The organism is Agrobacterium sp. 5Ca50, assembly GCF_055381905.1.
This window is the reverse complement of record NZ_AP026438.1, coordinates 1,994,788-2,015,666: the sequence shown is the minus strand read 5'-3', so window position 1 is coordinate 2,015,666 and position 20,879 is coordinate 1,994,788. Positions and strand designations below refer to the sequence as shown.

Sequence of the window (20,879 nt, the reverse complement as noted above, 5' to 3'; positions counted from 1 at the left end):
GTGATGACAACCGGCGTCTTGAACGATCGTGCAGCGTTTCAGCCGATTATCTTGTTGTCACCTGTCGGTGATGTAGCAGCCCTAGCCAGCGAGCCGGGCTGATACCAAAGGCTTTTGAGAACTGCCGTGTCATGTGGCTCTGGTCGGCAAAACCTGAGGAAAACGCGGTTTCTGCCAATGTTTGCCCGGTGCGTAGTGCAGTTTTGACCGCATCGAGGCGGCGCATCGTCAGGTAACGATAGGGACTTGTGCCAAAGAGGGTGCGGAAATCGCGCGACAGGCTCCAGCGGTCTCGCCCGCACAGTTGCTCCAGATATTCCATCGTCGCTGTTTGCGGTAGCTCATGCAAATATTGCCGTGCCATTTCAGCGGAATGGTAATCGATCAGTTTTTTGCCGCTGGCCGGCGCCGTGCCCGCTGCAGCCTCCAGGGCGTGCGCCAGATCATAAAGGGCATCGTCATATTCGAAGGTCTCGATACGGTCCTCTACGTTGCGCAGAATACGGCTGGTTGCGGCAAACAGTCGTGGGTCGTCGGAAATGCCACCATGCACATAGGGCAGGGGGCGGCCGCGCAACACAGACTGGATCGCGGCCGGTTCGATATAGGCAATGCGGTAATGAAAACCATCCTCGGCGCCAGCCTGCCCGTCATGTTTTTCGTCCGGATGCAGGACCATTGTGCCGCCGGGACGACTGTTACGCAGAGCGCCACGGTAATTGAAGCTTTGGATGCCGGAGAGGGTTCGTCCTATGGCGTATGTATCGTGGCGGTGCATTTCATAACCGCGCGCCGCAAAGAAGGCTTCGATGCGTTCCATGCCGACGGGATCGTTGGCGTGGCTGATCCAGCCGTTTTTCCTCATTTCACCCTGTGCAAGCACAGAGCCGTGGCCGACATCCTTCATGGCCAGAGGACCTTTCCCGAATGTGTTTTCGGATATTCGGGAAAGGAAGATGTCATGTCGGCGATCTCGAAACGCGTGGGTTACTTACGAGATGTCGCGCCAGCCAGGAACTGCTGCGTTGCGTAAAGTGCAATGGCGGCTGCGTTGGAAACGTTGAGCGACTTGATTTCGCCCGGCATATCCAGCCGCGCCAGTGCGCTGACGGTTTCGCGGGTCTTCTGGCGAAGGCCTTTGCCTTCCGCACCCAGAACAAGAGCGACCTTTTCGCCGCTGAATGTCTGTTCAATCGGGGCCGGACCTTCCGAATCAAGACCAACCGAGAAAAAACCGAGCTTATGCAGTTCACCCAGGGCATCGGCCAGATTGGTGATCTGGATATAGGGGATCATTTCCAGCGCGCCCGAGGCAGATTTTGCCATGACGCCCGATTCTGTGGGGCTGTGACGCATGGTGGTGATGATGGCGCCAGCGTTGAAGGCCACGGCAGAACGCATGATGGCACCGACATTGTGCGGGTCTGTCACCTGATCCAGCACCAGAATAAGCGGGCTGTCCTTCAGGGCAGACAATTTACGCACTGGCAGCGGCCGGGTTTCCAGCATCACGCCCTGATGGATGGCTTCTGGTCCCAGAACCTTGTCGATATCCTGCGGCGATACCATTTCCACCGGGAACTTCTGTTCTTCGGCGGTGCCGATTTCCAGACGTGCCAGCGCATTTTGCGTGACCGACAGCTTGATAATCTGCCGCTCCGGGTTGGAAAGTGCCGCGCGCACGGTGTGCAGGCCATACAGATAGACCTGATCGGCATTCAGCTGCGGTGGCTTCCAATCATCAGCGCCCTGGCGCTTGCGTTTCTGGAAGGCGGGGGTGGGAATCTCACCCCGTTCGCGTTTTGCATCGCGTACGGCACGGCGCAGGTTCGCGTAGTGTGTGTCGCGGGTGGATTTGTCATTTTGATCGTCGTTGCTCATAGCGCCTTATATCTCCGGCGATCTCATCACACCAGCCCCCGCGCTATCCACAGCCTGTGTAAGGCAATTGAATTTTTTTCGAAAAATTCGTGACAGGGCGTGTTGACAGATGAAGATCGGGCAGTCATATACCCGGCCACAGACGACGAACGGCGACGCGCCGGACACGGAAATCTGGACTAAAGCTTGGTAGCTTGATCCTCGCAGAATACTGGAGGAATGCCCGAGTGGTTAAAGGGGACGGACTGTAAATCCGTTGGCTCAGCCTACGTTGGTTCAAATCCAACTTCCTCCACCATTCTGCACGGATCGAAATCACCGCCGCGGGTATAGCTCAATGGTAGAGCAGCAGCCTTCCAAGCTGAATACGCGGGTTCGATTCCCGCTACCCGCTCCAATCAATTCAATCACTTACATCTTTTATTGTTTCGCCCGTGTCACTGCATGTCAGTCAACGCGGTTCAATTGTGGCTGCGTTTATTTTCGATTCGACAGCGGAAAAATTCGTCACACTTGGCAAGTTCCGTAAAAAAGCAGAGCGATTCAGACCGTTTTTTTAACAAGAAAATCGCAGTTTTTTTGCGAGTAGCGTGTGCTTAAGAAGGTCGAAAATCAGTCGCCGTCCAGATCGGCAATTTCGCCGTGAGACGCGATCAGGATCGGTGACGCCATGTCGCCGCTTTCATCGTCAACCATCACCTTGTAGGCCGCCACGCCAACGTGACGCGGAGCCATCGCGGCAGCGATTTTTTCCGCTGCTGCTGGGTTGGACGCTGTCCGCATTTCACCGGGCACGATGCCGCCACGGTTCTTCTTGAACGTCATTACAATGATTTTTTCAGCCTGAGCCATGATGTCCCTCAAATCTGTTCTGTAAATGTTCTCATTTTGAACAAGAGTCAATCTGGCGTTTCGATCGACCGAAACAAAAGAGGCTGGAACCACAGGCGCAGTTGTTTTCACGTTCAAGAGATCAGGGCGCTAGCCACCGTCACCTATTCTTGAGGCGCGGGATCGTGTTCTCGGGTAACAGCAGGAGAGGAACTACGGCTGTCGTAGCCAAGTTAACAGGCCGTTTGTCTCGATGTGTATGGTCACAGATGACGTGAGGTCGGCTTGCGCTGCATTCAGTTCTGGCTGAGGCGCATTCTGCCTGCAAAGATCGAAATGAGTGCCATGACAACCAGTGCCGGCCAGAGGGTGCACAGGCTAATTCCAATCCAGTGAGCGAAACGCGGCTTTGTATTGTCGCGCAGGATTTCAATGCCGGTATAGACAATGAAAATGGCTGCAATCAGCACATAGGCGGTGATCAGGACTGGTGTGTGCATGAACTCTTTCATGGTTTTTGCAGCCGCGCCTGCACAATACGGGCGCGGAAGCAGGTAGCTTATGGTGAACGAGATGTTAATTCAACACCAGAATGGGCTGTTGTAATGCCCCATTTGGGTGATGTGCATCGCATTTCTACGGTACGGAACCGTAAGAGCAAAAGCGGATCACAAGCTATGAAAGAGAATTTGAAAGCCGGGAGGGGCGGAGCGGTTTATCGCCGCGTGCTGTCGGTGCTGCTGTCTTTATCGAAAGGAAGCAGATCCGTTTGATGTGGGCTTGTCCTGTCTTTCCGAATCCGCCTGAACCCAGCGGAAGAAAAGATAGAGAGGCGCAATAATCAAAGTAAGGGTAACGACAGCGTCGATAAACATATGGTACATCCCATGCAAGACACCTCATCATGAGGCGTTCTGGGCTCATATTGTCGAAGATCTGTTGAGGCTTGCTGAACAAGTTCAGTTAACGACTTATTCTTTTGTCGTTAAAATGCGGGACAAAAATTGACGAAATGCACGTCGCGTCCCGTTTTGTTTCGAAACCACAGCCATAAATGACTGACACATGTTTCCGGCAAACCAGTTGTTTACTGTTTGGTTTGCCGAAAACGAGGCATTTATTGCTGGTTACTGGCCAAGATATGGCTGGACGTAAGGCCAGACTTCGATGCCGCCATGATAGAGCATGTTGAGGGCAACATAGATAATGACCATCAGGCCGAGATAGGAAATCCAGCGGTAGCGGTGCAAAAGCTTCGCAACGAAGTTTGCGGCCAGACCCATCAGAGCGATGGAAACGACGAGGCCGATTACCAGAACCGTCAGGTGTTCCTGTGCCGCACCAGCCACAGCCAGCACATTGTCCAGCGACATGGAAACGTCGGCAATGACGATCTGCATGGCTGCCTGGAAGAACGTCTTGTGTCCCTTGGTCAGGTCGGCTTCATCGTCCGTGACCTCGTCTTCCATGGAACCGTTCTGCTCGCGCAGTTCGACCCACATCTTCCAACATACCCAAGCCAGCAACAGACCGCCGACGAGACGAAGGCCAACAATGTCGAGGAGTTGTACGGTTACGGCGGCAAAACCGATACGCAGCACGGTTGCGGCGATAATGCCGATCAGAATGGCTTTACGGCGCAGATGTGCGGGAAGGCCGGCTGCAGCAAGGCCGATAACGATAGCGTTGTCGCCGGCGAGCACGAGATCGATGGCGATAACCTGAATGAATGCCGTAAATCCGGCGGCGGTGAAAATTTCCATGGATATATCCTGAAGCGGATGATGGGGCGGCGCAGGAGAAAGCGTCTAACAATGTCAGTGAAGGCAGGAAATGTGATTTCGGGCTTGGCCCGTCGCCTTTCTCCCCAAGGCGATTAACAGGCGTCATATGACATCGGAAACTTGCCGTAAACCATATCTTGCATGGCAAATCACAATAAAGTCATTTTGTGGCAGGGAATCATCTGGCCAGGCGGGGGGCGCTAAAGTCGCCGCTCTCGTGCTTGCACCGCGCACTCTTCTTCTTATATAGGGCCCTTAACGGCACGTAAGCACGCTTATATCGCGCATTGAGGGTCGAACGGTATTTCTGTTTGACAATTAAGTCTTGCGCATTCGCTTACAAAGCCTTAAACGGCGACACCAAACCGGTTCGCCGGGGAAACTACTTCACGTTCACAGGAAGCAATTCACATGGCAAAGAGCAAGTTTGAGCGGAACAAGCCACACGTTAACATTGGCACGATCGGTCACGTTGACCACGGCAAGACATCGTTGACGGCCGCAATCACCAAGTACTTCGGCGAGTTCAAGGCGTATGACCAAATCGACGCCGCTCCTGAAGAAAAGGCTCGTGGTATCACCATTTCGACAGCCCACGTTGAGTATGAGACGCCTAACCGTCACTACGCACACGTTGACTGCCCCGGCCACGCCGACTACGTGAAGAACATGATCACCGGTGCTGCCCAGATGGACGGCGCGATCCTGGTTTGCTCGGCTGCTGACGGCCCAATGCCACAGACCCGCGAGCACATCCTGCTTGCTCGTCAGGTTGGCGTTCCTGCTCTGGTCGTGTTCCTCAACAAGGTTGACCAGGTTGACGACGAAGAACTGCTCGAGCTCGTAGAAATGGAAGTTCGTGAACTTCTTTCTTCCTACGACTTCCCAGGCGACGACGTTCCTGTTGTTAAGGGTTCGGCTCTTGCTGCTCTTAACGATTCTGACAAGAAGATCGGTGAAGACGCTATTCGTGAGCTGATGGCTCAGGTTGACGCCTACATCCCAACACCAGAGCGTCCAATCGACCAGCCGTTCCTGATGCCAATCGAAGACGTGTTCTCGATCTCTGGCCGTGGTACTGTTGTTACCGGTCGCGTTGAGCGCGGTATCGTCAAGGTTGGTGAAGAAGTTGAAATCGTCGGCATCAAGGCGACGTCTAAGACGACTGTTACCGGCGTTGAAATGTTCCGCAAGCTGCTCGATCAGGGCCAGGCTGGCGACAACATCGGTGCACTGGTTCGCGGCGTTACCCGTGACGGCGTTGAGCGTGGTCAGATCCTTTGCAAGCCAGGTTCTGTTAAGCCTCACAAGAAGTTCATGGCAGAAGCCTACATCCTGACGAAGGAAGAAGGCGGCCGTCATACACCGTTCTTCACGAACTACCGTCCTCAGTTCTACTTCCGTACAACTGACGTTACCGGTATCGTTTCGCTGCCAGAAGGCACGGAAATGGTTATGCCAGGCGACAACGTTACTGTTGAAGTCGAACTGATCGTTCCAATCGCGATGGAAGAAAAGCTGCGCTTCGCTATCCGCGAAGGCGGCCGTACCGTCGGCGCTGGCATCGTTGCCTCGATCATCGAGTAATTCTTTCCCGTAAGGGATGGATTGAGAGCCCCGCTGGAAACAGCGGGGCTTTTTTGTTTTGGGCATAACAGGGGAGCTGCACGATGCAATCTGTCGAAATCAGCGCATTTGCACCAACGGAGCGTGAAGCTGTAACGGTGCTTATCGTCAAGATCCAGCAAGACGAGTTTGGTATTGCGATCACGGCGCAAGACCAGCCTGATCTCAGTGATATCCCTGGCTTCTATCAGTCCGGTGCGGGCGGTTTCTGGGTGGCGAAGCTCGACGGCGACATCGTCGGTACGGTTGCACTCAAGGATATTGGTGAGGGGCAGGGCGCCCTGCGCAAGATGTTCGTGGCGGAGCAGGCGCGCGGCAAGGAATTGGGTGTCGCTGCAAAGCTGCTCGGTCGCCTGCTTGAGGAGGCAAGGCGCAGCGGCATTACACAAATCTACCTCGGCACGACGGACAAATTTCTGGCCGCTCATCGATTCTATGAAAAGAATGGCTTTGCCGAGGTGGCAAAAGAGACGCTGCCAAAGCACTTCCCTGTGATGGCTGTTGATACAAAGTTCTATTGCATCTCCTTGAAATGATGTGTCTATCCGTGGTGACACGGGGTTTTGGGGTGCGAATCATTTGCTGGGAATGCTGAGACCTGTGATTCTGGCCGGGTTTCTAGTCGGGCCTGCCTTTGCGCCGCTAGTTGTTGCGCAAAGTTGCCCGGATCGACCAGCCTGCAAGGGCTGTGGTTGTAAAGGTGGTCCGGGTTATCGCGGGCCAGACGGCAGATGCGTTGGTTTCAAGGTGCTTCACAAGGTGTGCGACAATCCACTGGGAACGCGCTGCACATTTGAAAATGCGCCGGGCACTGGAGAGAACCCGGAATGCGCCCTGAAATCGGAACGAAAAAATAAGGGCTAGAGAGTTTTCCCGTTACTCTTTGCAGGAAAAAGAAAAAACACCCTTGCCATTCGTTTCAGGGCGTCTTAAAGAGCCGCATACCGATTACGGAGATGGAAACATCCACGGTTGATCGGACTGAAGGGGTATAGCTCAGTTGGTAGAGCGGCGGTCTCCAAAACCGCAGGTCATCGGTTCAAGCCCGGTTGCCCCTGCCATTTTCCAGCAATGACAAGCGCGTTTAATTTGCGGCATGTTGGCTGGAAGGGCCGGATGGGATTTCCGGTGGAGTTCATTGAATGTCGATTTCCTCTTGTTAAATTGAGAATCGGCGTTTATGTAGGGTAAAACAGACACGCGGTGCGTGGGGCTGATTTATCGGCTTTACGTGCCGTAATTGCGTGGGCAGTCAATGGCATCCAAAACCAATCCATTTGCGTTTCTTCAGCAGGTTCGCTCGGAAGCGTCAAAAATTACCTGGCCATCGCGCCGCGAGACCATGATTTCGACGGCCATGGTGCTCGTCATGGTTATTGTGGCTGCGCTTTTCTTTTTCGCAGCTGACCAACTCATCGGCTGGTTGCTTCGCCTTGTGCTGAGCGTCGGTCAGTAACGGATTTCCGGAGATAAAGATGGCAGCGCGCTGGTATATCGTTCACGCATATTCAAATTTTGAAAAGAAGGTCGCTGAGTCGATCGAGGAGAAGGCTCGCCAGAAGGGGCTTGAGCATCTCTTTGAAAAGATTCTCGTTCCGACTGAAAAGGTTGTTGAGGTTCGTCGCGGTCGCAAGGTCGATAGCGAACGCAAGTTCTTCCCGGGTTACGTGATGGTTCGCGCAAACCTGACGGATGAAGCTTACCACCTCATCAAGAATACCCCGAAGGTTACGGGTTTCCTGGGTTCGGACAACAAGCCTGTTCCTATCCCTGATTCTGAAGCTGATCGTATTCTCGGTCAGGTTCAGGAGGGTGTGGAGCGTCCGAAGTCCTCGATCTCTTACGAGATTGGTGAGCAGGTTCGCGTCTCCGACGGTCCGTTCGCATCGTTTAACGGTGTTGTTCAGGACGTCGACGAAGAGCGTTCGCGCCTCAAGGTGGAAGTTTCTATTTTCGGCCGCGCTACGCCGGTCGAGCTGGAATACAGTCAGGTCGAGAAGGTCTGATTGGAAGAGCGAAAGCTCTAATCGCGTGGAAGACCTGCTGGCTCTAGCCGGGTCAGCATCGTACCACGCAACCGCAGCCGCCGGAGTTTCCGGCATATGAGCCGGGCAACCGGTTCGATTTGAAAGGCAGAGAGATATGGCTAAGAAAGTTGCAGGCCAGCTCAAGCTTCAGGTCAAGGCAGGATCGGCTAACCCGTCCCCGCCAATTGGTCCTGCGCTTGGTCAGCGTGGCATTAACATTATGGAATTCTGCAAGGCGTTCAACGCTGCTACGCAGGAAATGGAAAAGGGTATGCCGATTCCGGTCGTCATCACCTACTACCAGGACAAGTCCTTCACATTCGTGATGAAGCAGCCTCCTGTAACTTACTTCCTCAAGAAGGAAGCTAAGATTCAGTCCGGTTCCAAGACTCCGGGTAAGGGCGCAAAGGCTGGTTCCATCACCAAGGCTCAGGTCAAGACGATCGCAGAAGCCAAGATGAAGGATCTCAATGCTGCCGATATCGAAGGCGCAATGGCAATGGTTGAGGGCTCTGCCCGCGCCATGGGCCTGGAAGTAGTAGGTTGATCATGGCAAAGCTTGCAAAGCGCGTACAGAAGACACGCGAAGGCGTTGATGCTAACAAGCTCTACGTCCTCACCGACGCCATCTCGATGGTTAAGGAACGGGCTGTAGCCAAGTTCGACGAGACCGTTGAAGTTGCGATGAACCTCGGCGTTGACCCACGTCACGCTGACCAGATGGTTCGTGGCGTTGTCAACTTGCCAAACGGCACAGGCCGTGACGTTCGCGTTGCTGTTTTTGCTCGTGGTGCCAAGGCTGATGAAGCCAAGGCTGCTGGCGCTGACATCGTTGGTGCAGAAGACCTGCTCGAAATCGTTCAGGGCGGCAAGATCGACTTCGATCGTTGCATTGCCACTCCGGACATGATGCCGCTGGTCGGTCGCCTCGGTAAGGTTCTCGGCCCACGTGGCATGATGCCTAACCCGAAGGTTGGTACGGTTACGATGGATGTTGCTGGTGCCGTTAAGGCTTCCAAGGGCGGCGCTGTCGAGTTCCGTGTTGAGAAGGCTGGTATCGTCCATGCTGGTATCGGCAAGGCTTCCTTCGACGCCAAGGCTCTTGAAGAAAACATCAAGGCATTTGCTGACGCGGTCATCAAGGCCAAGCCTGCTGGTGCAAAGGGTAACTACGTCAAGCGCGTAGCGATCTCCTCGACCATGGGTCCTGGCGTTCGCATCGACCCGTCGTCGGTTACTGCATAATTTCGACAATCCCCGCATGGGGTTGTTATACAAGAATTTCCGGCCTCACCGGCCGGAAGTTTCCGGAGAAATCCGGAATTCCTGTCCGAGATTGTAGGTGGCCTTTTTCCTTTTCAGGAATTTGGCCTTAATCACGTTAACCTACATGAGACGGGTACGAGCCCGATTTTCGCATCCCTGTGGTGCTTAATAATCTGGTTTGAACCTGGTGTGCCTTGTGCCTTCAGCCTTCGGGTGAGAGAGCAGGGGGACAGGATCCTCGAGCGTCACTCGGGACTTTGATTTATCAAGGTTTCTTGGGGCAAAGGCAAACCCGATGGGGCCTGCATGATTGCGGTCCTGTCAACTGGAGACAGACAGTGGAAAGAGCGGAAAAACGCGAATTCGTCACGGAGCTGAACGAAGTCTTTAAGGCTTCCGGTTCGGTTGTCGTGGCCCACTATGCTGGCGTCACCGTTGCGCAGATGAACGACTTCCGTTCAAAAATGCGTGCTGCGGGCGGCACAGTTAAAGTCGCGAAGAACCGTCTGGCCAAGATCGCTCTTCAGGGTACGGAGTCAGAAGAGATCACTGGTCTTTTCAAAGGACAGACGCTGATTGCATACAGCACTGATCCAATGATCGCTCCGAAAGTCGTCATGGACTTCGCAAAGACTAACGACAAGCTCGTTATTCTCGGCGGCGCCATGGGTGCAACCGCGCTCAACGCGGACGCAGTAAAGTCGCTTGCGACCCTGCCTTCGCTGGACGAGCTGCGCGCAAAGCTGCTGGGCCTTCTCAATGCCCCGGCAACTCGCGTTGCGACGGTTGTTGCAGCACCGGCAAGCCAGCTTGCCCGCGTGTTCTCGGCTTACTCAAAGAAGGACGAAGCCGCTTAAGGCGGTTTTTCGCTGTAAATATTCAAACCGGTTCAAACCGAATTAAAGGAACTAAAAAATGGCTGATCTCGCAAAGATCGTTGACGACCTCTCCGCATTGACCGTTCTGGAAGCTGCAGAACTGTCTAAGCTTCTCGAAGAAAAGTGGGGCGTTTCTGCTGCTGCTCCTGTAGCAGTTGCTGCTGCTGGCGGCGGTGCTGCTGCTGCTGCTCCTGAAGAAGAAAAGACAGAATTCGACGTTATCCTGGTTGACGCTGGCGCCAACAAGATCAACGTCATCAAGGAAGTCCGCGCTATCACAGGTCTCGGCCTGAAGGAAGCTAAGGACCTCGTTGAAGGTGCTCCTAAGGCTGTCAAGGAAGCTGTTTCCAAGGCAGAAGCTGCTGACCTCAAGAAGAAACTTGAGGATGCTGGCGCCAAGGTTGACGTTAAGTAATATCGGTACTACTTACGGGAGATGGCAAAAGCCTTCTCCCGTTTGCTGTTCCGCTGAAACCAATTACCCAAAAGCCGCGTGAAAATGGCTTTTGGGTAATGGGTTCTTCAAGAGAATAGTTTCGAACCGCGCTGTACAGGCAATCCGGCCTTACCGTTCGGGACGTGAAACGAGATTGATTATACCCATTAATTGACGGGATCGACTGGCCAGCGAACCCCGTCCGTTGCAGGCCCGGATGCAATTATTAAAGGAGCGACGATGGCTCAGACCCTTTCGTTTAACGGTCGCAGGCGCGTACGCAAGTTTTTCGGCAAAATTCCAGAAGTAGCGGAAATGCCAAACCTCATTGAGGTTCAGAAGGCTTCGTATGACCAATTTCTCATGGTTGACGAGCCTAAGGGCGGTCGTCCCGACGAGGGATTGAATGCTGTTTTCAAGTCTGTATTCCCAATCACAGACTTCTCAGGCGCATCCATGCTTGAATTCGTATCCTACGAATTCGAACAGCCAAAATTCGACACTGAAGAGTGCCGTCAGCGCGACCTGACCTACGCAGCGCCACTGAAAGTGACGCTGCGCCTCATCGTGTTTGATATTGACGAGGATACAGGCGCGAAGTCCATCAAGGACATCAAGGAACAGTCGGTTTACATGGGCGACATGCCGCTCATGACCAACAACGGTACGTTTATCGTGAACGGTACCGAGCGCGTTATCGTGTCTCAGATGCACCGTTCGCCGGGCGTATTCTTCGATCACGACAAGGGCAAGAGCCACTCTTCCGGCAAGCTGTTGTTCGCTGCTCGCGTTATTCCTTACCGCGGTTCCTGGCTCGACATCGAATTCGATGCCAAGGATGTCGTTTACGCGCGTATCGACCGTCGCCGCAAGCTGCCTGTTACCTCGCTGCTGATGGCGCTCGGTATGGACGGCGAAGAAATTCTGTCGACGTTCTACACAAGCTCTGATTACAAGCGTGCAGGCGATGGCTGGCGTATTCCGTTCCAGCCTGAAGTGCTGAAGAACGCCAAGGTCATCACCGAAATGGTTGATGCCGACACCGGCGAAGTTGTTGTTGAAGCCGGCAAGAAGCTGACCCCGCGTCTGCTGCGTCAGCTGTCCGAGAAGGGCCTCAAGGCTCTCAAGGCAACCGACGAAGACCTTTATGGTAACTTCCTGGCCGAAGACATCGTCAACTACGCAACGGGTGAAATCTACCTCGAAGCTGGTGACGAAATCGACGAGAAGACCCTCGGCGTTATTCTGAACGCTGGCCTGGAAGAAATTGCGGTTCTCAACATCGACCACGTCAATGTTGGCGCCTACATCCGCAACACGCTTTCTGCCGACAAGAACGAGAACCGTCAGGACGCTCTGTTCGATATCTACCGCGTCATGCGTCCGGGCGAGCCGCCGACCATGGATTCGGCTGAAGCGATGTTCAACTCGCTGTTCTTCGATGCTGAGCGTTATGATCTTTCCGCAGTTGGCCGCGTGAAGATGAACATGCGTCTCGACCTCGATGCAGAAGACACCGTGCGTACACTGCGCAAGGAAGACATCCTGGCCGTGGTCAAGATGCTGGTTGAACTGCGCGACGGCAAGGGCGAAATCGACGACATCGACAACCTCGGCAACCGCCGTGTTCGTTCGGTCGGTGAGTTGATGGAGAACCAGTACCGTCTGGGTCTGCTGCGCATGGAACGTGCGATCAAGGAACGTATGTCCTCGATCGAAATCGACACCGTGATGCCGCAGGATCTCATCAACGCAAAGCCAGCCGCTGCTGCCGTTCGCGAGTTCTTCGGTTCTTCGCAGCTGTCGCAGTTCATGGACCAGGTGAACCCGCTTTCGGAAATCACCCACAAGCGCCGCCTTTCGGCTCTTGGACCTGGTGGTCTGACCCGCGAGCGCGCGGGCTTTGAAGTCCGTGACGTTCACCCGACCCACTACGGTCGTATTTGCCCGATTGAAACGCCGGAAGGCCCGAACATCGGTCTGATCAACTCGCTGGCCACCTTTGCCCGCGTCAACAAGTACGGCTTCATCGAAAGCCCGTACCGCAAGATCGTTGACGGCAAGGTGACAACAGACGTGATCTACCTCTCCGCTATGGAAGAGGCCAAGTATTACGTTGCACAGGCTAACTCGTCGCTTGAAACTGATGGTTCGTTCTCGGAAGAGTTCGTTGTTTGCCGTCACTCGGGCGAAGTTATGCTGGCGCCACGCGACAACATCAACCTGATGGACGTTTCGCCGAAGCAGCTCGTTTCGGTCGCTGCGGCTCTTATCCCGTTCCTGGAAAACGACGACGCCAACCGCGCTCTGATGGGCTCGAACATGCAGCGTCAGGCCGTTCCGCTCGTCCGTGCCGAGGCTCCGTTCGTCGGAACCGGTATGGAGCCGATCGTTGCGCGTGACTCCGGCGCTGCTATCGCAGCCCGTCGTGGCGGTGTAGTCGATCAGGTCGACGCGACCCGTATCGTTATCCGTGCAACGGAAGATCTCGATGCTGGCAAGTCCGGCGTTGACATCTATCGTCTGCAGAAGTTCCAGCGTTCGAACCAGAATACCTGCATCAACCAGCGTCCGCTGGTGACTGTCGGTGACGTTCTGAACAAGGGTGACATCATCGCTGACGGTCCATCGACCGATCTCGGTGACCTGGCACTTGGCCGCAACGCGCTCGTCGCGTTCATGCCTTGGAACGGCTACAACTACGAAGACTCCATCCTGATGTCCGAACGCATCGTTTCCGACGACGTGTTCACCTCCATCCACATCGAAGAGTTCGAAGTGATGGCCCGCGACACCAAGCTTGGTCCTGAAGAAATCACGCGCGATATTCCGAACGTTTCGGAAGAAGCCCTGAAGAACCTCGACGAAGCCGGTATCGTATACATCGGTGCGGAAGTTCAGCCTGGCGATATCCTGGTTGGCAAGATCACGCCGAAGGGTGAAAGCCCGATGACGCCGGAAGAAAAACTTCTGCGCGCCATCTTCGGTGAAAAGGCGTCCGACGTTCGCGACACCTCCATGCGCATGCCTCCTGGCACGTTTGGTACGGTCGTTGAAGTCCGCGTGTTCAACCGTCACGGCGTTGAAAAAGACGAACGTGCAATGGCTATCGAACGCGAAGAAATCGAACGTCTGGCCAAGGACCGTGACGACGAACAGGCTATCCTGGACCGTAACGTCTATGGCCGTCTGATCGACATGTTGCGTGGTCAGGTTTCGATCGCTGGACCGAAGGGCTTCAAGAAGGGCACCGAGCTTTCAAACCTCGTTGTTTCTGAATACCCGCGTTCGCAGTGGTGGATGTTTGCCGTTGAGGACGAGAAGGCCCAGGCCGAACTCGAAGCTCTGCGTGGCCAGTACGACGAATCCAAGTCGCGCCTTGAACAGCGCTTCATGGACAAGGTCGAAAAGGTTCAGCGTGGCGACGAAATGCCTCCAGGCGTCATGAAGATGGTCAAGGTCTTCGTTGCTGTTAAGCGCAAGATCCAGCCAGGCGACAAGATGGCCGGCCGTCACGGTAACAAGGGCGTTGTCTCGCGTATCGTGCCTGTTGAAGATATGCCGTTCCTGGAAGACGGTACGCATGTCGACATCTGCTTGAACCCGCTGGGCGTGCCATCGCGCATGAACGTCGGCCAGATTCTCGAAACGCACCTTGCATGGGCTTGCGCCGGTATGGGCAAGAAAATCGGCGAGATGCTGGATGAGTATCACAAGACGCTTGATATCACTGACCTGAAGCGCGAGCTGACGGAAGTGTATGCTTCTGATGCCAAGGATGAAGTCGCTTACTTCGACGACGAGTCCCTGCTCAGACTTGCCGAGCAGTCCAAGAAGGGCGTTTCGATTGCGACGCCGGTCTTCGACGGTGCGCATGAGCCTGACGTTGCTGAGATGCTGACCAGAGCTGGTCTGCACGACTCTGGCCAGTCGGTTCTCTATGATGGCCGTACAGGTGAGACGTTCGACCGTAAGGTGACCGTCGGCTACATGTACATGATCAAGCTGAACCACCTTGTCGACGACAAGATCCACGCTCGCTCGATCGGTCCATACTCGCTCGTCACCCAGCAGCCGCTCGGTGGTAAGGCGCAGTTCGGCGGACAGCGCTTCGGGGAAATGGAAGTCTGGGCACTGGAAGCTTACGGCGCAGCATACACCTTGCAGGAAATGCTCACCGTCAAGTCGGACGACGTGGCCGGCCGTACCAAGGTTTACGAAGCGATCGTCCGCGGCGACGACACCTTCGAAGCCGGTATTCCTGAGAGCTTCAACGTTCTCGTCAAGGAAATGCGGTCGCTCGGTCTTTCCGTTGAGCTGGAGAACTCCAAGCTCGAGGCCCAGGAAAGCTCCGAACTGCCTGACGCGGCGGAATAAAGATGACCAAGGCAGGCGCCGAAAGCGGCGCCTGCCGGTTTCTTCCAAAAGGGCATTGCCCTTAGGCGGATAGTTTCGCCGCATTTCGCGGTTAATCGTGTTTTAGGCACTGACCAGTTATCCCGGGAACGACTGGTCCAGATGCAAACAGAGGCGACAACAAGCCTCTCAAGGAGACAAGGCATGAACCAAGAGGTCATGAATCTGTTCAATCCTCAGGTGCCAGCGCAGCATTTCGATTCCATCCGGATTTCGATTGCGTCGCCTGAGAAGATCCTCTCCTGGTCCTATGGCGAAATCAAAAAGCCAGAGACCATCAACTATCGTACCTTCAAGCCGGAACGCGACGGTCTTTTCTGCGCGCGTATTTTCGGACCGATCAAGGACTACGAATGCTTGTGCGGCAAGTACAAGCGCATGAAGTACAAGGGCATCATCTGCGAAAAGTGCGGCGTTGAAGTTACGCTGTCGCGCGTTCGCCGTGAGCGCATGGGCCATATCGAACTGGCAGCACCTGTTGCCCACATCTGGTTCCTGAAGTCGCTTCCTTCGCGTATCTCGACATTGCTCGACATGACGCTGAAAGATGTTGAGCGCGTTCTGTACTTCGAAAACTACATCGTGACCGAGCCAGGCCTGACTTCTCTGAAGCAGAACCAGCTTCTGTCCGAAGAAGAGTACATGATTGCCGTCGACGAGTTCGGCGAAGATCAGTTCACCGCCATGATCGGCGCTGAAGCCATCTATGAAATGCTGGCTTCGATGAACCTCGAGAAGATCGCTGGCGATCTGCGCGTTGAGCTTGCCGAAACCACTTCGGACCTCAAGCAGAAGAAGCTGATGAAGCGTCTCAAGATCGTTGAGAACTTCATGGAGTCAGGCAATCGTCCCGAGTGGATGATCATGAAGGTTGTTCCAGTTATTCCTCCGGACCTGCGTCCGCTGGTTCCGCTGGATGGTGGCCGCTTTGCGACCTCCGACCTGAACGACCTGTATCGCCGCGTTATCAACCGTAACAACCGTCTGAAGCGCCTGATCGAGCTTCGTGCGCCGGGTATCATTATCCGTAACGAAAAGCGCATGTTGCAGGAATCCGTCGATGCGTTGTTCGACAACGGTCGTCGCGGTCGCGTCATCACTGGTGCCAACAAGCGTCCACTGAAGTCGCTGTCCGACATGCTCAAGGGCAAGCAGGGCCGCTTCCGTCAGAACCTTCTCGGTAAGCGCGTCGACTATTCCGGTCGTTCGGTTATCGTGACCGGTCCAGAACTCAAGCTGCACCAGTGCGGCCTGCCGAAGAAGATGGCGCTCGAGCTGTTCAAGCCGTTCATCTACGCCCGTCTCGACGCGAAGGGTTACTCCTCGACCGTCAAGCAGGCCAAGAAGCTGGTTGAAAAGGAAAAGCCAGAAGTTTGGGATATCCTCGACGAGGTTATCCGCGAGCATCCGGTTCTCCTGAACCGCGCACCGACGCTGCACCGTCTGGGTATCCAGGCCTTCGAACCAATGCTGGTTGAAGGCAAGGCCATTCAGCTGCACCCGCTCGTCTGCACGGCCTTCAACGCCGACTTCGACGGTGACCAGATGGCTGTTCACGTTCCGCTTTCTCTGGAAGCGCAGCTTGAAGCCCGCGTTCTGATGATGTCGACCAACAACATTCTGCATCCGGCAAACGGTCACCCGATTATTGTTCCTTCGCAGGACATGGTTCTCGGCCTGTACTACCTGTCGATCATGAACCAGAATGAGCCGGGCGAAGGCATGGCCTTCTCCGACATCGGCGAACTGCATCACGCCCTTGAAAACAAGGTTGTGACGCTGCACTCGAAAATTCGCGGTCGCTTCAAGACCGTTGATGCCGATGGCAAGCCGGTTTCGAAGATCCATGAAACAACGCCTGGCCGTATGTTGATTGGTGAATTGCTGCCGAAGAATGTCAACGTGCCATTCGACACCTGCAACCAGGAAATGACCAAGAAGAACATCTCCAAGATGATCGACACGGTCTACCGTCATTGCGGTCAGAAGGACACGGTCATTTTCTGCGACCGCATCATGCAGCTCGGCTTCTCCCATGCTTGCCGCGCCGGCATTTCGTTCGGCAAGGACGACATGGTCATCCCGGACACCAAGGTGAAAATCGTTGGTGAAACGGAAGCCTTGGTGAAGGAATACGAACAGCAGTACAATGATGGTCTCATCACCCAGGGCGAAAAGTACAACAAGGTTGTTGACGCTTGGGGCAAGGCTACCGAAAAGGTCGCCGAAGAGATGATGGCTCGCATTAAGGCTGTTGAGTTCGATCCGGAAACCGGTCGCCAGAAGCCAATGAACTCCATCTACATGATGTCGCACTCCGGCGCCCGTGGTTCGCCAAGCCAGATGCGTCAGCTCGGTGGTATGCGCGGTCTGATGGCCAAGCCTTCGGGCGAAATCATCGAAACGCCGATCATTTCGAACTTTAAGGAAGGCCTGACCGTGAACGAGTACTTCAACTCGACACACGGCGCCCGTAAGGGTCTTGCAGATACCGCCTTGAAGACGGCTAACTCCGGTTACCTGACACGTCGTCTCGTTGACGTCGCGCAGGACTGCATCGTCAACTCCAACGATTGCGGCACCGACAAGGGCCTGACAATGACTGCCATCGTCGATGCCGGTCAGATTGTTGCCTCGCTCGGCGCACGTATTCTTGGTCGTACGGCTCTCGACGACATCGACAACCCGGTCACTGGCGAGAACATCGTCAAGGCTGGCAAGTTGATCGACGAAGCTGAAGTGGCAATCATCGAAAAGGCTGGCATCCAGTCCGTTCGTATCCGTTCGGCTCTGACCTGCGAAATCCAGGTTGGCGTTTGCGGCGTTTGCTACGGTCGTGACCTTGCACGCGGTACTCCTGTTAACATGGGCGAAGCAGTGGGCGTTATCGCTGCTCAGTCCATCGGTGAGCCGGGCACCCAGCTGACCATGCGTACGTTCCACCTTGGTGGTACTGCGAACGTGGTTGACCAGTCGTTCCTTGAAGCGTCGTACGAAGGTACGATCCAGATCAAGAACCGCAACATGCTGCGCAACTCTGAAGGCGTCCTCATCGCGATGGGCCGTAACATGGCCATCACCATTCTCGATGAGCGTGGCGTTGAGCGTTCTTCGCAGCGCGTTGCATACGGTTCGAAGATCTTCGTGGATGACGGTGACAAGGTTAAGCGCGGTCAGCGTTTCGCCGAGTGGGACCCGTACACACGCCCAATGATGACGGAAGTCGAAGGTACTGTTCAGTTCGAAGACCTGGTCGATGGTCTCTCGGTTCTGGAAGCAACCGACGAATCCACCGGTATCACCAAGCGTCAGGTTATTGACTGGCGTTCGACACCTCGCGGTTCGGACCTCAAGCCTGCCATCGTTATCAAGGATGCTTCCGGCAACATTGCCAAGCTTTCTCGTGGTGGTGAAGCCCGCTTCCTGCTGTCGGTTGACGCAATTCTGTCCGTAGAACCGGGCACGAAGGTTTCCCAGGGTGATGTGCTTGCACGTTCGCCAATGGAAAGTGCCAAGACCAAGGACATCACGGGTGGTCTGCCACGCGTTGCTGAACTGTTCGAAGCCCGTCGTCCAAAGGACCACGCTATCATCGCCGAAATCGATGGTACGATCCGTCTGGGCCGCGACTACAAGAACAAGCGTCGCGTCATCATCGAGCCTGCTGAAGATGGTGTAGAGCCAGTCGAATACCTGATCCCGAAGGGCAAGCCCTTCCACCTTCAGGAAGGCGACTATATCGAAAAGGGTGACTACATCCTCGACGGTAACCCAGCTCCGCACGACATTCTGGCGATCAAGGGTGTAGAGGCTCTGGCTTCCTACCTCGTGAACGAAATCCAGGAAGTCTATCGTCTGCAGGGCGTTGTCATCAACGACAAGCACATCGAAGTGATCGTTCGCCAGATGCTGCAGAAGGTTGAAATCACGGATGCTGGTGACAGCCAGTACATCGTGGGTGACAATGTCGACCGCATCGAAATGGACGACATGAATGATCGTCTGATCGAGGAAGGCAAGAAGCCTGCCTACGGCGAACCAGTTCTTCTGGGTATCACCAAGGCATCGCTGCAGACGCCGTCCTTCATCTCGGCTGCTTCGTTCCAGGAAACCACAAAGGTTCTCACGGAAGCTGCAATCGCCGGCAAGATGGACACGCTGCAGGGTCTGAAGGAAAACGTTATCGTCGGTCGCCTTATCCCGGCCGGTACGGGCGGTACCATGACCCAGATCCGCCGCATCGCGACGACACGCGACGAGCTGATCATCGAAGAGCGCAAGAAGTCCACTGGTTCGGACTCCGCAACGCAGATGTTGCGCGACATGACCAAGGACGAAACGGTTCCTGCCGGCGAGTAATTCGATCCGGTGTCGTGCATCATTTCGGTGCACGATACCTGCTTCGGATAGATGGTCTAATGGGTGCCAATTTGCCGCACCCTCCAGAATTGACAAACCTAAACGCCCGAAGCAATTCGGGCGTTTTTGCGTTTGGTGGCCTCTTGCCGTTGATCCATCGCAAAGGACCAGTTTTTATTTATTCTAATTTTAATCCGTTCACAGGAGGCAGATCTTCCCAGCCAGGAGCCGGCAAGGGCAGGGGATTTGCCTCCCAACTGAAGGGCCGGCCCTGTTGCTTAAAACCAGGAAGGCAGGGTCGGCGAACGGAGGCTGTTATGAGAAAATTTCTATACACATTGGCTGCCGGAGTTTTGGCAACCACGGCTGTTTATGCGGCGGACCCGGTTCCGGCCGAGTTGCGGCAAAGCGCACTTGCGATATTCAGGCCGCTGCCCTCAACCATTCCAGCGGTCAAGGACAACCCGATCACAGCAGAGAAGATAGCGCTCGGCAAGGCACTGTTCTTTGATCCGCGCATGTCGGCCTCGGGGGTGTTTTCATGCAACTCATGCCACAATGTCGGAACCGGTGGTGACGACAACCTCGAGACGTCGATCGGCCACGGATGGCAGAAGGGACCGCGCAATTCACCGACCGTGTTCAATGCGGTGTTCAACGTTGCACAGTTCTGGGATGGTCGTGCGGATGACCTGAAGGCACAGGCGAAAGGCCCGGTACAGGCCGGTGTGGAGATGGCCAATACGCCGGTGCAGGTGGTCGCGACGCTCAATTCGATGCCGCAATATGTCGATTGGTTCAAGGCGGCTTTCCCCGGTGAAGACGACCCGGTTACCTTCGATAATTTTGCCAAGGCGATTGAAGCCTTTGAAGCCACGCTGATCACGCCGGCACCCTTCGATGCCTATCTGAATGGGGATGAGAACGCACTGACGCTGGAGGCAAGACAGGGCCTGCAGCTGTTCATGGACAAGGGCTGTGCCTCGTGCCACGGCGGCATCAATGTCGGCGGGGAAGGGTACTATCCATTCGGTCTGGTGGAGAAGCCAGGTGCCGATGTTTTGCCTGAAAATGACAAAGGTCGCTTTGCGGTGACAAACACGGCTGACGACTCATATGTGTTCCGTGCTGCACCACTTCGCAATGTGGCGCTGACCGCGCCTTACTTCCATTCGGGCAAGGTCTGGGACCTGAAGCAGGCGGTGGCGGTGATGGGCACTGCGCAGCTGGGCGAGGACCTGAATGATCAGGATGTCGATCTGATCGTGGCGTTTCTGGGATCGCTGACCGGCAAGGCTCCCGACATCATCTATCCGATCCTGCCGGCTGAAACGGCCACTACACCGAAGCCAGCGGCCAATATCAACAACTGATA

At 55.0% G+C, this 20,879-nt stretch carries 16 protein-coding genes and 3 tRNA genes; 14 read left to right on the top strand and 5 right to left on the bottom strand.

The genetic code is table 11. From position 1 onward, the window contains the following. Positions 1–46: 46 nt before the first annotated feature. The gene (locus ACZ5FM_RS09945) at positions 47–907 is read right to left on the bottom strand and encodes a helix-turn-helix domain-containing protein (RefSeq protein ID WP_464038572.1); all 861 of its coding nucleotides are present in this window, start codon (positions 905–907) and stop codon (positions 47–49) included. Positions 908–987: 80 nt separating this feature from the next. Then, positions 988–1,881: a 23S rRNA (guanosine(2251)-2'-O)-methyltransferase RlmB gene (gene rlmB, locus ACZ5FM_RS09940; protein WP_464038571.1), complete on the bottom strand. Its 894-nt coding sequence runs from the start codon at positions 1,879–1,881 to the stop codon at positions 988–990. A 213-nt stretch (positions 1,882–2,094) separates the two neighbouring features. Here rlmB and ACZ5FM_RS09935 point away from each other — a divergent pair. Both ACZ5FM_RS09935 and ACZ5FM_RS09930 read left to right on the top strand, forming a co-directional pair. After that, positions 2,095–2,179: transfer RNA gene (locus tag ACZ5FM_RS09935), tRNA-Tyr, on the top strand. A gap of 25 nt (positions 2,180–2,204) precedes the next feature. Next, positions 2,205–2,278, top strand: a tRNA-Gly gene (locus ACZ5FM_RS09930). 215 nt (positions 2,279–2,493) lie between these two features. Here ACZ5FM_RS09930 and ACZ5FM_RS09925 read toward each other — a convergent pair. From ACZ5FM_RS09925 to ACZ5FM_RS09915, 3 genes are all read right to left on the bottom strand, one after another. Then, entirely contained in the window at positions 2,494–2,733 is a 240-nt protein-coding gene (locus ACZ5FM_RS09925) for a hypothetical protein (protein WP_464038570.1), read from the bottom strand. A 275-nt stretch (positions 2,734–3,008) separates the two neighbouring features. Further along, positions 3,009–3,212, bottom strand: a complete 204-nt coding sequence (locus ACZ5FM_RS09920) for a hypothetical protein (RefSeq protein ID WP_464038569.1) — start codon at positions 3,210–3,212, stop codon at positions 3,009–3,011. A gap of 627 nt (positions 3,213–3,839) precedes the next feature. Next, positions 3,840–4,475 carry a TerC family protein gene (locus ACZ5FM_RS09915; protein WP_192488618.1) on the bottom strand — a complete coding sequence of 212 codons (636 nt, stop codon included), beginning with the start codon at positions 4,473–4,475 and terminating at the stop codon, positions 3,840–3,842. A gap of 432 nt (positions 4,476–4,907) precedes the next feature. Between ACZ5FM_RS09915 and tuf the strand changes: the two genes are divergently transcribed. The 12 genes from tuf to ACZ5FM_RS09855 all read left to right on the top strand — a co-directional run bounded on the left by tuf (position 4,908) and on the right by ACZ5FM_RS09855 (position 20,877). Beyond that, complete coding sequence (gene tuf / locus ACZ5FM_RS09910; RefSeq protein ID WP_192488619.1) at positions 4,908–6,083, top strand: elongation factor Tu; 1,176 nt, start codon at positions 4,908–4,910, stop codon at positions 6,081–6,083. An 83-nt stretch (positions 6,084–6,166) separates the two neighbouring features. Further along, positions 6,167–6,658 carry a GNAT family N-acetyltransferase gene (locus tag ACZ5FM_RS09905; protein WP_464038568.1) on the top strand — a complete coding sequence of 164 codons (492 nt, stop codon included), beginning with the start codon at positions 6,167–6,169 and terminating at the stop codon, positions 6,656–6,658. A gap of 449 nt (positions 6,659–7,107) precedes the next feature. Next, positions 7,108–7,183: transfer RNA gene (locus ACZ5FM_RS09900), tRNA-Trp, on the top strand. 194 nt (positions 7,184–7,377) lie between these two features. Next, complete coding sequence (gene secE, locus ACZ5FM_RS09895; protein WP_192488620.1) at positions 7,378–7,578, top strand: preprotein translocase subunit SecE; 201 nt, start codon at positions 7,378–7,380, stop codon at positions 7,576–7,578. A 19-nt stretch (positions 7,579–7,597) separates the two neighbouring features. Further along, complete coding sequence (gene nusG / locus ACZ5FM_RS09890) at positions 7,598–8,128, top strand: transcription termination/antitermination protein NusG (RefSeq protein WP_192488621.1); 531 nt, start codon at positions 7,598–7,600, stop codon at positions 8,126–8,128. A gap of 136 nt (positions 8,129–8,264) precedes the next feature. Next, positions 8,265–8,696: a 50S ribosomal protein L11 gene (gene rplK, locus ACZ5FM_RS09885; RefSeq protein ID WP_138790887.1), complete on the top strand. Its 432-nt coding sequence runs from the start codon at positions 8,265–8,267 to the stop codon at positions 8,694–8,696. 2 nt (positions 8,697–8,698) lie between these two features. Next, positions 8,699–9,394, top strand: a complete 696-nt coding sequence (gene rplA / locus ACZ5FM_RS09880; RefSeq protein ID WP_192488622.1) for a 50S ribosomal protein L1 — start codon at positions 8,699–8,701, stop codon at positions 9,392–9,394. Positions 9,395–9,753: 359 nt separating this feature from the next. Next, positions 9,754–10,272, top strand: coding sequence for a 50S ribosomal protein L10 (gene rplJ, locus ACZ5FM_RS09875; protein ID WP_250981780.1), 519 nt, complete (start codon positions 9,754–9,756; stop codon positions 10,270–10,272). A gap of 58 nt (positions 10,273–10,330) precedes the next feature. After that, a complete protein-coding gene (gene rplL / locus ACZ5FM_RS09870; RefSeq protein WP_192488624.1) occupies positions 10,331–10,708 on the top strand; it encodes a 50S ribosomal protein L7/L12 in 378 nt (125 codons plus the stop codon). 261 nt (positions 10,709–10,969) lie between these two features. Then, on the top strand, positions 10,970–15,106 hold the full coding sequence (rpoB, locus tag ACZ5FM_RS09865; protein WP_275641553.1) for a DNA-directed RNA polymerase subunit beta: 4,137 nt from the start codon (positions 10,970–10,972) through the stop codon (positions 15,104–15,106). Between the two features lie 183 nt (positions 15,107–15,289). After that, on the top strand, positions 15,290–19,504 hold the full coding sequence (gene rpoC, locus ACZ5FM_RS09860; protein ID WP_192488626.1) for a DNA-directed RNA polymerase subunit beta': 4,215 nt from the start codon (positions 15,290–15,292) through the stop codon (positions 19,502–19,504). 317 nt (positions 19,505–19,821) lie between these two features. Then, on the top strand, positions 19,822–20,877 hold the full coding sequence (locus ACZ5FM_RS09855; protein WP_464038567.1) for a cytochrome-c peroxidase: 1,056 nt from the start codon (positions 19,822–19,824) through the stop codon (positions 20,875–20,877). Positions 20,878–20,879: the final 2 nt, after the last annotated feature.

Coding starts and splice junctions, on each gene's coding strand:
- ACZ5FM_RS09945 (WP_464038572.1), bottom strand. CDS start 907: ATGAAGGATGTCGGCCACGGCTCTGTGCTTGCACAGGGTGAAATGAGG.
- rlmB (WP_464038571.1), bottom strand. CDS start 1,881: ATGAGCAACGACGATCAAAATGACAAATCCACCCGCGACACACACTAC.
- ACZ5FM_RS09925 (WP_464038570.1), bottom strand. CDS start 2,733: ATGGCTCAGGCTGAAAAAATCATTGTAATGACGTTCAAGAAGAACCGT.
- ACZ5FM_RS09920 (WP_464038569.1), bottom strand. CDS start 3,212: ATGCACACACCAGTCCTGATCACCGCCTATGTGCTGATTGCAGCCATT.
- ACZ5FM_RS09915 (WP_192488618.1), bottom strand. CDS start 4,475: ATGGAAATTTTCACCGCCGCCGGATTTACGGCATTCATTCAGGTTATC.
- tuf (WP_192488619.1), top strand. CDS start 4,908: ATGGCAAAGAGCAAGTTTGAGCGGAACAAGCCACACGTTAACATTGGC.
- ACZ5FM_RS09905 (WP_464038568.1), top strand. CDS start 6,167: ATGCAATCTGTCGAAATCAGCGCATTTGCACCAACGGAGCGTGAAGCT.
- secE (WP_192488620.1), top strand. CDS start 7,378: ATGGCATCCAAAACCAATCCATTTGCGTTTCTTCAGCAGGTTCGCTCG.
- nusG (WP_192488621.1), top strand. CDS start 7,598: ATGGCAGCGCGCTGGTATATCGTTCACGCATATTCAAATTTTGAAAAG.
- rplK (WP_138790887.1), top strand. CDS start 8,265: ATGGCTAAGAAAGTTGCAGGCCAGCTCAAGCTTCAGGTCAAGGCAGGA.
- rplA (WP_192488622.1), top strand. CDS start 8,699: ATGGCAAAGCTTGCAAAGCGCGTACAGAAGACACGCGAAGGCGTTGAT.
- rplL (WP_192488624.1), top strand. CDS start 10,331: ATGGCTGATCTCGCAAAGATCGTTGACGACCTCTCCGCATTGACCGTT.
- rpoB (WP_275641553.1), top strand. CDS start 10,970: ATGGCTCAGACCCTTTCGTTTAACGGTCGCAGGCGCGTACGCAAGTTT.
- rpoC (WP_192488626.1), top strand. CDS start 15,290: ATGAACCAAGAGGTCATGAATCTGTTCAATCCTCAGGTGCCAGCGCAG.
- ACZ5FM_RS09855 (WP_464038567.1), top strand. CDS start 19,822: ATGAGAAAATTTCTATACACATTGGCTGCCGGAGTTTTGGCAACCACG.